Raw genomic sequence first — 11,809 nt, 5'->3', positions numbered from 1 at the left:
CAAGATAAGCTTTAGATGAGGAATACAGATGAAGATATACGTTACAAGACACGGACAGACTGACTATAACAAAAAAGAACTGATGCAGGGAAGAATTGATATTCCTCTCAATGAGACCGGAATGGAGCAGGCACGCGCAACCAAGGCCAAAGTCGGTGATGTTAAGTTTGACGCAGTATACGCAAGCCCACTTATAAGAGCGGTGCAGACGGCATCAATTATCGGTGACATAGATCCTTCAAATATAATAACCGATGAGCGCATAATTGAGGCGGACTTTGGAAAATATGACGGAGTAAATTACTACAAAGTAGCACTTCCCATGACAGCGTATTGGACGCTCCCTGAAATTTTTCCGGCTCCGTCAGGAGTGGAGACTATAAAAGAAATGGTCGATCGCACCAAATCTTTCCTCACAGAACTTGAGCAAAAAGACTACGAAAACGTACTCGTTGTCTGCCACGGCGGAATTATTCGCCCCATTCGCGGCTACTTCGAAAACGCCAAGCGCGGCTACATCTGGCGCCCACGCCCCAAGAACTGCGAAATTTTCGTCTACGAATCAAATAACGGCAAACATAGCTTAGTGCAGGATATTCTTTAAGAGATTTAAGTAAATGCTGAGAAATACTGAAATGAATGAAATTAAGACGGAGTAATTTATTCTGTTTTTCAATCCATTGTTTGAGCCCATTTATGGGCGAGTTTGGATTGAAAGAATAAATTACTCCGTCTTTATATGCCTTGAATATCAACGAACAAAACTTAATGCGAAAATGCACCTTATATGCCGGTACCTTGACCTTCTTGAATAACCTATCGGTTAAAGAATGATTTTACTCGTTGGGCAGTGTTTCGGCACGTTGCGCAATATTCTGCTTGAAATTTATAACATCATGGTCGTATTCCTCATCCATGAAACTTGAGTGAAGGAGGAAGTCTGCGGTTGCCTTGTTGTTTGCAAAAGGAATGTCGTAAACCTGTGCGATTCGCATGAGCGCTTTGACGTCAGGATCGTGAGGTGCTGCTGTGAGCGGATCTGAGAAGAATACTACGAAATTGATCTTTCCTTCTACGATCTTGGCACCGATCTGCTGATCGCCGCCAAGAGGGCCTGAATTATATCCGCGTACAGGAAGATTTGTGGCATCTGTGATCATTCTTGCCGTTGTACCTGTGCCGCAGAGAAAATGCTTTTTTAATGTCTCGGCATTATCTTTGCACCATTTGATAAGCTCAGGCTTTTTGCCGTCATGAGCGATAAGTGCAATTGATTTCTGCTTTGGAATTGTAAGTGTAATTGTATCTGACATGAAAACTCCTCCTTAATTTGAGCGTTATTTCTTTATCTCTTTTTTCCAAAATACACCATAAACATAATAGTGTCAAAGATGTAGTTTGTTAACTTTTTTGACCTTTTTGACCTGAACCCTTATAATTACGGTATGGGTAGAAAAAATTATAATTACAAAATAATAATCCTGGCACTTGTGCTTGTTATGGTGATGTGCTTTGTAGGATGCGGAGATTTTCTTTCGCAGTTTGAGGAGACGGAAGATATCTCTTCGGGACTAGCAACCGTTTCTGACGTTATGACCGGATTTGTTTCCGATGCAAGCTCTTATCTTGAGTCTGAATTTGGTATCGGAATAGAGATAGAAGGCTTTAACGATGCTGACTCTGAGGCAAAAAAGAAGATTAAAAAAGGCGTAGAGAAGGCTAAGGAAGTAAAAGAAAATCTGGAAGAAGACGGAATCTTAAGCGACCCTTCCGATATCGAGCTTCACGATGTTGACGGAAAAGGCAAAAATTACGCTTTTACCTATGGAAATGAGGAATTTTCCGCGGTATATACCAAGGACAACTGGAAGATAATTGACTCCTACAAGATTTCTAATAATGAGGATATGAAGATCATCTGCTCGGCTCTGATAGAAGAGCATCAGGTGCACGGAAGAGACATGGAGTCATACAGAACTCCCGATGACATGGCTTACGAGTGGGAACAGCATAATATTGCTTATGCATTTCTTCCTGATGACAACAGATGGAAAGCCAAAACCAAAGACGTTGACCTTAACCCTGCGGACCAGGGACTTTCTTTCACCGAAATCTATGAGCAGCAGACGGGAAAAGAGCTTACGATTGATGAGCTTATGAAGCACATGAAGGAAGGATAACGTTTATGACTTATTTTACATGTTTTTTTCTTGATGATGAAAAAGATATTATAGTAAGTCTTTACAAAGACCTTGATAGGATGTGGTATGTGCTTTCAACGCCAAACCATCACACCGGAAACCTTATAAGGAACCTCGCCGCAATATGCAAACTGACTCTTTCTGAGGATGAGAATGGGATGCTTGTTGCAAAGGGCGAGGTTCCCTGTTTTATTGACGGAAACAATGAAGAAAGCTATATATTCAGCTTGCGTGATGTAGAGATAGCCAAGATCTTTCCGGATAAAAGAGTTGAAGTCATGGCTTCGGTTCCGGCGATCGCCAAGACACTGATGAGCCAGACCAAGAACTATCAGCTTGACCTTAACAAGACTGTTTTCAAGACTTATATAAACAAGAATCTTAAGTTCAGGACCGATCTTCATACGCATATGAACGGCAACCTTCCTGCGGATATTCTTATCGCGCTCGGAATCTATCATCAGATTAGATACCCTTTGTATTATGTAAAAAAAACTGAATCTCGAGCTCACTGAGAAGCAGTGGATCAAGGTTCTCAAGAACAGGGAGAAAGTCGCAAGACAGTTCTCTTCATCAGAACTTCAGGGTAAATATCTTGACAGAAAAATAGATGACAACACCTTTATCAATTTTGCGGATCTTATCCTTAATAACTTAAATGACGCGGAGCTGAACATTGTTAAGATCAGAGGCTCTCTTGCCGTTATCAAGGACGGACAGGCCGTTTTTACCAATCTTGAGAAGGTTTACATTTACAGATATATCTTTACCAAGGGAAAAGAATGTGATGAAAAGATAGATATTCACAGCGTTTCCCAGATTCCCGACGAAGATGTGAAAAGAGCTTTGGAAAAGATGTTGATGGACAAAGAAACGGAAGAATACTGTCACAATACTCTTTTTCAGGATAAGCTCCTGTGGATTGCAAGAAACTACAAAAGGCAGGGCATCTACTACGCAGAAATAAGCGACACGACTCTTGTAAAAAAATATGAGTCGATCGATATGCTAAGGCAGGTGCACGAGGTTATGCCGAGCATACACAGAGAGACGGGAGTCATGATCAGATTTCTTGCCGCTATGAGAAGGATACCGCTTACGATCATTAAAGATGCGGTAACTCCGGCAAATTATCTTGAGCAGAATCTCGAAGTTCTGAAAGCAACGGCACTTGATCCGTATGTGGCGGGATGCGACTTTGTTGGAGAAGAGATAAATGACATTATAACTTTGAAGCCCGCTTTTAAAGAGATAGTGAAGATCGCGGCCAAAGATCCTTCGTTTGTTATAAGAGTTCATGCGGGAGAGAACGACAGCCAGAAAGATAACATCTCGCACAGCATACAGTGTGTAAGAGAATCACTTGCTCCCGGACAGCAGATGCCGCGTATGAGACTTGGACACGGTCTATATACCTACAGCCCGAGGTCTCAGAAGGGAAAAGAAGTCCTTAAACAGCTTAAGGAAAACGGCGTGGTTCTTGAGTTCCAGCTTACGAGTAACGTACGACTTAATAACCTTAATTCACTTGATAAGCACCCTTTGAAGCAATATCTGAAACAGGGGCTTAAGTGTGTTCAGGGAACCGACGGAGCGGCTCTTTACGGAACAAATTCGGTGGACGAGCAGCTTTCACTTGTTAAGATGCTGGGACTTTCTGATAACGACATTAGCCTAATGAAACAGGCGGAGACAGAGATAATAGAGATAAGCAGAGCATCTTACGCGGCCAAGAAAGAAGCGTTCAATGCTCTTATAAAAGACAGGGATATGGAAGAAGTGCTTCTTGAGAAGATGAAAGCCGTTAAGATATCGAAAAAGAGACCTTCTTCAAAAGATCTTTTACTCGATGCCAATAAAGAACTCAAGGATCGCATAAGAGAAATTTCCTGGTCACATTTCCCGGTCGTGCTTCTTGGAGGCAGCTTTAATACAGAGAACAGAGCTACAAGAGTTACCAAGGAAGGTGCTGCGCAGCTTGATGCCCTTATGGATAAGCTTAGTCCTGAGGAAGTCTGCTTTGTCATAGGACATAAGCTGTCCGGATATGAAAAGTACCTTCTTGATAACAACAAGAAGAATTTTATTGTATATGCGGTTGTTCCCGCCATGATCACCGAGAAGGAAAAAGATATGCTTCTTTCTTATAATGTCAGGATTCGGGTTTCTACGGAGACTCAGGGAATGGGCATTTACAAGAGCTTTAACTATGAGATATTTGAGAGAAGACCATCGATGGTCGTTGCCTTTGACGGAAACAGCGCCGCAGCCAATCTCATTCAGGAAGCCAAGAACGGAAAAGGAAAATCCCACATCTTGGTGTGGGGACATTCCAAGACACTTCGGCAAAAAGCACTTTCGCTGAAAGGTTATGTAGATATTTTTGATGAAGAAATGACCCTGGGGGACGGGGTTATTGGACCAAGAATTTGATAGTGAACTAAACTTATGAATGTGCTGCAAATGCAGTATTTATCCGGATGCACCATATAGGTGCATCCTTTTTTCAGGTGGTGCTTGTATAATATAATGGGAAAAGAGATACTGATTTCAACATCTTGCGCAGATGAGAATATAGATTTTTTGGAAGGAATTTTTTATATATGGTAGAATTTGGCGAGCAACTAAGAATAGCGAGAGAAAAGAAAGGGATGACGCAGCAATCTCTTGCGGATCAATTGTTTGTGAGTAGGCAATCAGTTTCACGTTGGGAACGCGGAGAGCGTTATCCCGATCTTGTTACAACAAAAAATCTATCTCGGATTCTGGATGTGAGCCTTGATACTCTACTGTCCGGAAAGGAGATGGTTAAAGTGGCGGAAAGAAATCCGGTAGTTGAAAATAAAGCGGTAAATAATATGGTAATTGCACTATATGCCGTTGTAGTTATATCTTTTTTTATAAAAATAGCTGAGAGGGCAATGATATTTTTTATTCAGTCATTTAAATCTTTGTCTGAATCGAGGCCGATGAACTATATGCAGGGTTCCGTTGATGAGAGAATTGTTATTCTGAGATATATAGTTTATGTCATTGTTTTTTCATTTGCTTTATATCACGCAATAAAAGATACGTTAACACCTAAAAAAATAGGTGTGATGATGATGAGCTATTTCATTACATTGTTTTTGCTTGATGGGATTATAGTAATCGATTATTTTGGATCGTTTTATGCTTCTATGATTGACGGAGCCCCGGATAGTATGCGGTGGCTTAGGAAAGTAGTGGTTGAACTTATGCGGGCTACTGTTCCGGGCGGAATTGGAGCGCTTGCATCATATTTCTTTTTTATACGCGAAAATAATCGTAAAGTATGGGTAAATATGTTCACAGTAATCTCAATTGTCGGTATAATCGGCAATATGTTGAATACGTACCATGACATAAGCAAAGCGAGAATGTTTTTCCCGGCAGCGTCAATGGTCACAACAACTGCCAGAGAGACAGCAGCAGATTTTGTGCTTGGAATTGCGGTATTTGTTTTGATTGTCTATCAGTCGAATGTTTTATATAGGAAGAGACTAACAGCTATGAAATTGCAAGAAAAAGACAAAAATTGAGATGTTTCATAACAGAAAATAAGAAGCATTCAAAAAAAATTCGGGCATATAACTTGATACTGTTATCACATTTTTCAAAAGATTTAAGATGGAAAAGTTTTATACAGCGAATTACTCAACGGCTACCCTTGGAGAGGCTGTTGGGAATGTAAATGAAATAATAGCCGGCTTTATGCTTGGTATAGCATTTTCGGCTCTGGTCATATATCAGACATACACTTTGTACAGAAAGCGCAGAATGGCTATGGATCTAAGCAGCGAAGAGCAGCTTGTGGAAGCCACGGTGCAATGAGAAAACGCCACAGAATTTCCTAAGAGGATTTTCTGTGGCGTTTTCTTTTTAAAAAAGCAGGTGCCATTCCTTTTTTGAAAAAGCAACATAAAATGTGACGCTGAAACCTTGATTTTACCGCATGTCACCATATTGGAGCGCCCATTTTCCGATGCGTTGCTTGTAATATTCCCGGCTGAAAAAGATACTGAAGATAACTTCTTTGAAAGCTAAAAAGCAGAATTTATGTTGAATATATTTTTTTGAAGAATCATGGGAGGAATATAGGTATGTCAGCATTGATTTTATTGTTTGGAAATATTATAGGTGTTTATCATTTGTTCTTGGGAGTATTTTTGTTTGTCTGGTTATTTGTGTTTTTCGTAATTGGGGATAGTTACGATATGAGCGATGATGTTCTTGCGAGTATAAAAGAAAAATAGACATCCCGATTTTATGTATTTTTCAAGAAAAAAGCATCCCGATTTTATGCAATTTTCTATAAAATAGCACCCCGATTTTATGCATTGATATTGACGAAGACTAGGAAAATGCTGTAATATCAAGGTGTAAAAATCGAAGGAGAAATGGTGCTTATGTTAAAAAGAAAAGCATATGCGGAACTATTGAATTGGAAAAGACAAAGGCGTGAAGAACAATTAAAAAAATGCCTTTTAATAAAAGGCGCCAGACAGGTTGGAAAATCTTTTATTGTAAGAGAGTTTGGAGAAAAAGAATATGAGTCTTTTATCAGCATAGATTTTTTTAAACAAAAGCAGTTAAAGCAGATATTTGATGGTGAGTTATCATCTGAAGAGATATTTAAAAGAATGACTGCGAATATTCCGGGAATAAAGCTTATACCCGGAAATACGCTCGTTTTTTTGGATGAAATTCAGTGCTGTGGTAATGCGCGCACTGCTCTGAAATTTTTGGCAGAAGAGATGCGCTATGATGTTATTGCATCCGGATCATTATTGGGACTTTCTTATGGGCAGGATGATGACGATGAAGTTGAGGAACCTGCTTCTCTTCCTGTTGGATATGAAACACAACTTGTAATGTATTCTCTGGATTTTGAAGAGTTTTTGTGGGCTTATGGATATGATTCGGATGTGATCAATGAGCTTAAGGAATATATGGAATCTGACGTGCAGATTCCTGAAAGTATCCATAATAAATTTGAAGAGCTTTTTAGGGAATTTATTGTTGTGGGCGGAATGCCGGAAGTGGTCATGGATTTCGCTATAAACAAAGATTTTAACAGAGTTATGGACATTCAGAATAATATCATCGCGCTATATCAGGATGATATTACTAAACATGCAAAGGGAAAAGAAAAGCAGTTGGTTAGAATGTGCTATGACGCGATTCCGAGACAATTGGCTAAAGAATTAAAAAAATTTCAGTATTCAACGGTTGAAAAAGGACAGACCAGTCGAAAATTCGGAGGCAGCGTAAAGTGGCTTAAAGATTCATGCTTGGTAAATGCTTGCTACAATATTTCTGAACCGTATATTCCGCTTATGGCAAACGAGAAGCCTGAACAGTTCAAACTGTATATAAATGACACAGGGCTCTTGACTTGTATGTACGGATTTGAAACCAAGCGGGCAATACTTAACAATACAATTAAGGGAAATGCTAAAGGTGGCATTTATGAAAATATAATATCTGAATGTCTTATCAAACGCGGCTATAATCTCCATTATTATAAACCTGATGATGAGCATGAATTGGAGTTTCTTATTGAAAAAGATGGAGAGGTAGTACCGATAGAGGTGAAGGCTGGAAATAAGGCATCGGTTTCACTTAATAATTATATAAAAGAGTATTCGCCCGATAAGGCATACAAATTAATAGCCAATAGGAATGGGGTGTCAGGTGCGAAAATAATACTGCCACATTACTATGTGTTATTTATTTAGATGAATTTTTTGTTTTATCAAGTATATATAACTGAAACGCAGATATTTACTGGGGTGCACCATATTGGTGCACCTTATTTTTATGCGAATTCTTGTAATGTTTTTGGTGTTAAGAGATACTTAAGAAACATCGTACGCGTAATCAGATGGTACAAAAAGAGATTATTAAGGGGAAAGTAGATGAGGAAAACAGAAATATTGAAAAGAGTACTAAGCGGTATGCTGGCGTTTACATTTTGTATAACAACGTCAGGCTGCGGCCAAAAAGACGATATGGTTAAGGCCGGAGGAAAAGAGGCTTTGGCTCAAGCAGAAAAGATTGATAAGGAGCATATTTTTAAACAGGAAGATATAAAAGGTATCCTTGAAGATGGCGAAGAAGTCGCTGTTATCGATAGGAAAGATGATAGAATACAGGTTATTGCTCAGACAGATAATGGAAAGTGTAGATTCGTTTCATTTAATCCGGATGGATCGGATGCCAAGTCTTTTGACATTAAATCAGAGAATAAATGCTTTACATCTTCAGCTGCGTTTGATAATGACGGAAACGTTTATATAAGGTGCTTGGAAAGGATAGAATCTGAAGACTCAGAGGAAGATACAGATTATCTTATCAAGTATGATGCATCAGGAAAAGAACTGTATAGGTTGGACCTTACCAAAGAAGCTACGAAAGATTCTTCCGAAGAAGGTTCCGATGTTATGGCGATTACATGGCATGAAAAATATGGTCTTATCTGTCATACGACAAAGGGGATTTATACCTATGATGAGAAAAACGGTTTCGAAAAGCTTGTAGAATTAAAAGCAAGTGGAACCATCTCCGATCTTATTAAGGTGTCAGATAATCAATTGCTGATATATTACATAAATGAATCTGAAGCGGATATGGTTAATCTTGATACAAAGGAAGTCGTGAAAAATCCTGAAGGTTTAGGAAGCGAATCACAATATACTTTCTTTACAGATGGTGGAAGTAATCTATATGTTTCACCACTTGATGGTAGCGGAGTATATAAATATGACATGAAGACATCTAAACTGGATAAGCTGCTTAACTATAGCGATTCCAATGTTGGATTGGGTGGGCAGACGGATATTAGGGCTACAGCATTAAGCGATAATGAGTTTATTGCCGGTTTGTGTTCAGATTCAGGATACTATGATGAGCTTGTGAGACTTACCAAAGTGGATCCAAAAGATGTAGTGGATAAGACAATCATTACTTTGGGAACGGTTTGGGGGATTGATTCCAACTCTAATGGTCAGATTGTGCAATTCAACAGATCAAGCGATAAGTATATGATAAAAATAGTCGACTATTGCGAATTATATCCTGAGGATCCGCAAAAGCAGTTTGAGCTTGATATATTATCAGGAAAAGCTCCTGATATTTTCAGCGTTTCGGAAGATATGCTTAAGAACTATGCCGATAAGGGAATACTGATGGATCTGACGCCTGCTTTTGAAAAAGACGGAGCATTGGGGGATGTAGAGATCCTTCCCAATATAGCTGAGATGGTGAAGATTGACGGCAATACTTATTCATTTATGCCCTCGTTCTATTTTGAAACGAGTATAGTAAGGGCTAAGTTTGCAGGTGGAAAAAAATCTCTTACATATCAGGACTGTGACAATCTTATAAAAAGTATGGGCACTGATTACAGTATTGCTTTCGGAGAATTAAAAAAATCATCTTTTGAATATATTTGGCCATTTTATGGAGATAAGTTTATTGATCGGAAAAACAAAAAGTGCAATTTTAAAGGACCTGAATTTATCGATCTTTTGAATTTTATGAATAAGTTTCCGGATGAACTAAAAGGATCCGATGCAGATTATCTGTTTATTGACGATAAGTATATGGCGGATGAAGCGTTATTTGATATTCATACATTTTATGGAATTGATGATTATGTAAGGCTTAAGCAGATGGTATTTCATGATGATATTGAGTTTGTCGGTTTGCCAAATAACAGCGGCGATAATATAGCGGTGATACGTGGGGATGCTTTTGCTGTAAACAGCAGTACGAGCCACCGGGATGAGATATATGATTTAATTAGAAATATGCTTCTTTCGCAGCGCGGAGATTTTGATAAATTTTCTACTGTAAAACCTATATTTGAAGAGCAATTACAGGAAGCTTTAAAGGAAAGAAGTGATGATGACAGAATGGCTTATGCTTATGACCAATCCAAACAGGATCTCATAAAAATGAAGCCACTTACTCAGGATGAGATAAAGAAGTTTTATGATTATGTTCTTTCTATCAAGACGCAAGGATGTAATGACAGCAGTATCTGTGATATTGTAAGTGAAGAGACTTCAGCATTTTTTGGCGGACAAAAGACAGCAGAGGAAGTTGCAGACTTTATTCAGAACAGGGTCACAACATATCTTAATGAAAACAGTTGATTAAAAGATGAGGAATAAAAAAGTTTAAAATGGTTGAGTTTGGGGAACAACTGAAAAAAGCCAGAGAGGAAAAGGGGCTGTCACAACAGGCTCTTGCAGAACAATTATATGTAACGAGACAGTCAATCTCGCGTTGGGAGCGTGGCGACCGTTATCCGGATCTTGTGACGACAAAGAGAATAGCCCGGATACTGGGGCTTAGTATCGATAGTTTGTTATCCGACGAGGATATGCCGGAAGTTGTGGAAAAGAGTCCCGTTATTGAAAGTAAGGTAGCTAACAACGTTACGATTGCTCTATATATGAGTATAGTTTTGCTACGGTTTATAGAGCATATGCAGTATCTAATGGAATGGTATGGAATACAGGGACCTAAAAGGTTTGATTATGGAACTTTCGATTTTGGAAGTATTTTTGGTTATATGATAGAGGCGTTATATATAGCAATTTTTTCTTATGGCTTATATTGTGCGATAAAAGATATTCAGACTCCAAAGAGAATCGGGATTGTTTTGATTTCGTACTTTTTAGCTTTTTTGATCGATGGCTTCTTTTGGTTTTGCTACAACTTTAGGAATCAGCTTGAGGTTTTTAACAGATCATTTAGAAATCGTATATGGGAATATATTTCGATATGTCTTGAAGGTGATATACCCTTATATTGTCCTGCAATAATGCTGTTAATTGCTGTGTATTTCTTTTTTATACGAGGCTCAAAACGTAAATTATGGGTAAATATCATTATGGTTGCTTCGATATGGGAAATAATAAATGCTGTGAATATTGATATTGACTGGATGCTTAATGAAAGGCGTGGCGTGATGGAAAATTATAAATATACGATTGATGATGTCATAATGTGTTCAATTTATATAGTAAGAGATTTTTTTACAAGGATATCACTGTATTGTCTGATTATTTGCCAGACGCTTACATTGCACAGAAAGCGCAAAACAGCGTCCGACTTGCAAGAAAAAGACAAAAATTGAGATGTTTCATAACAGAAAATAAGAAGCATTGAAAAAAATACGGGCATATAATTTCTATTTGGTTATGTAGGATAAGGCGCGCAAAGAGTTGTATGGCAACTCTTTATTCTGATTACAAGGAAGTTTTGAAATGAAAGCACAAAGATCATCAGTAATTAATATGACCGAAGGAAGCCCCGTTTCTTTGATCATCCGATTTTCGATACCGATGCTTATAGGAAATCTTTTCCAGCAGCTGTACAATCTGGTGGATTCGGTTATCGTGGGACAATTTGTCGGCGCTGATGCACTTGCTGCGATCGGAGCAACCGGCTCTGTAACATTCCTGTTTTTTGCCATGTGCAACGGAATCGGAAGTGGCGGAGGAATAATAACATCCCAGTTTTTTTGGAAAAGGCGATACTGATGAGATAAAAAGCTGCATTGTCAACACAGGTTA

The 11,809-nt window shown here is 38.7% G+C and carries 13 protein-coding genes; 11 read left to right on the top strand and 2 right to left on the bottom strand.

Annotated elements, in window-relative coordinates; all coding sequences use genetic code 11:
* Positions 1–28 precede the first annotated feature (28 nt).
* On the top strand, positions 29–604 hold the full coding sequence (locus tag CD00_RS0107745) for a histidine phosphatase family protein (protein ID WP_026655444.1): 576 nt from the start codon (positions 29–31) through the stop codon (positions 602–604).
* 232 nt (positions 605–836) lie between these two features.
* Here the strand turns inward: CD00_RS0107745 and CD00_RS0107740 are convergent, their stop codons facing one another.
* Positions 837–1,313: a methylglyoxal synthase gene (locus tag CD00_RS0107740; RefSeq protein ID WP_026655443.1), complete on the bottom strand. Its 477-nt coding sequence runs from the start codon at positions 1,311–1,313 to the stop codon at positions 837–839.
* A 132-nt stretch (positions 1,314–1,445) separates the two neighbouring features.
* Between CD00_RS0107740 and CD00_RS0107735 the strand changes: the two genes are divergently transcribed.
* Positions 1,446–2,180, top strand: coding sequence for a hypothetical protein (locus tag CD00_RS0107735; protein WP_026655442.1), 735 nt, complete (start codon positions 1,446–1,448; stop codon positions 2,178–2,180).
* Positions 2,181–2,185: 5 nt separating this feature from the next.
* The gene (locus CD00_RS20660) at positions 2,186–2,716 is read left to right on the top strand and encodes a hypothetical protein (RefSeq protein ID WP_242838937.1); all 531 of its coding nucleotides are present in this window, start codon (positions 2,186–2,188) and stop codon (positions 2,714–2,716) included.
* Between the two features lie 139 nt (positions 2,717–2,855).
* Here the strand turns inward: CD00_RS20660 and CD00_RS20655 are convergent, their stop codons facing one another.
* Positions 2,856–3,008: a hypothetical protein gene (locus CD00_RS20655; RefSeq protein ID WP_242838936.1), complete on the bottom strand. Its 153-nt coding sequence runs from the start codon at positions 3,006–3,008 to the stop codon at positions 2,856–2,858.
* Positions 3,009–3,062: 54 nt separating this feature from the next.
* Between CD00_RS20655 and CD00_RS20650 the strand changes: the two genes are divergently transcribed.
* From CD00_RS20650 to CD00_RS20645, 8 genes are all read left to right on the top strand, one after another.
* Positions 3,063–4,634, top strand: coding sequence for a hypothetical protein (locus CD00_RS20650; protein ID WP_242838935.1), 1,572 nt, complete (start codon positions 3,063–3,065; stop codon positions 4,632–4,634).
* A gap of 170 nt (positions 4,635–4,804) precedes the next feature.
* The gene (locus CD00_RS19260; protein ID WP_051594123.1) at positions 4,805–5,761 is read left to right on the top strand and encodes a helix-turn-helix domain-containing protein; all 957 of its coding nucleotides are present in this window, start codon (positions 4,805–4,807) and stop codon (positions 5,759–5,761) included.
* An 88-nt stretch (positions 5,762–5,849) separates the two neighbouring features.
* Positions 5,850–6,053 carry a hypothetical protein gene (locus CD00_RS0107715; RefSeq protein ID WP_026655441.1) on the top strand — a complete coding sequence of 68 codons (204 nt, stop codon included), beginning with the start codon at positions 5,850–5,852 and terminating at the stop codon, positions 6,051–6,053.
* A 269-nt stretch (positions 6,054–6,322) separates the two neighbouring features.
* Positions 6,323–6,475, top strand: a complete 153-nt coding sequence (locus tag CD00_RS20150; protein WP_155833766.1) for a hypothetical protein — start codon at positions 6,323–6,325, stop codon at positions 6,473–6,475.
* A 153-nt stretch (positions 6,476–6,628) separates the two neighbouring features.
* The gene (locus CD00_RS0107705; protein ID WP_026655440.1) at positions 6,629–7,960 is read left to right on the top strand and encodes an ATP-binding protein; all 1,332 of its coding nucleotides are present in this window, start codon (positions 6,629–6,631) and stop codon (positions 7,958–7,960) included.
* A gap of 180 nt (positions 7,961–8,140) precedes the next feature.
* Entirely contained in the window at positions 8,141–10,381 is a 2,241-nt protein-coding gene (locus tag CD00_RS0107700) for an extracellular solute-binding protein (protein WP_026655438.1), read from the top strand.
* A gap of 29 nt (positions 10,382–10,410) precedes the next feature.
* Positions 10,411–11,370 (top strand): helix-turn-helix domain-containing protein, encoded by a 960-nt coding sequence (locus CD00_RS19255; protein ID WP_051594122.1) that lies wholly within the window; start codon positions 10,411–10,413, stop codon positions 11,368–11,370.
* A 130-nt stretch (positions 11,371–11,500) separates the two neighbouring features.
* Positions 11,501–11,776 (top strand): MATE family efflux transporter, encoded by a 276-nt coding sequence (locus CD00_RS20645; RefSeq protein ID WP_242838934.1) that lies wholly within the window; start codon positions 11,501–11,503, stop codon positions 11,774–11,776.
* Positions 11,777–11,809: the final 33 nt, after the last annotated feature.

The sequence above is a fragment of the Butyrivibrio sp. AE3003 genome (genome assembly GCF_000686065.1).
GTDB classification, from domain to species: Bacteria; Bacillota; Clostridia; order Lachnospirales; family Lachnospiraceae; genus Butyrivibrio; species Butyrivibrio hungatei_A.
Note: the sequence above shows the minus strand (reverse complement) of the source record. Positions and strands in the feature narration are given on the sequence as shown.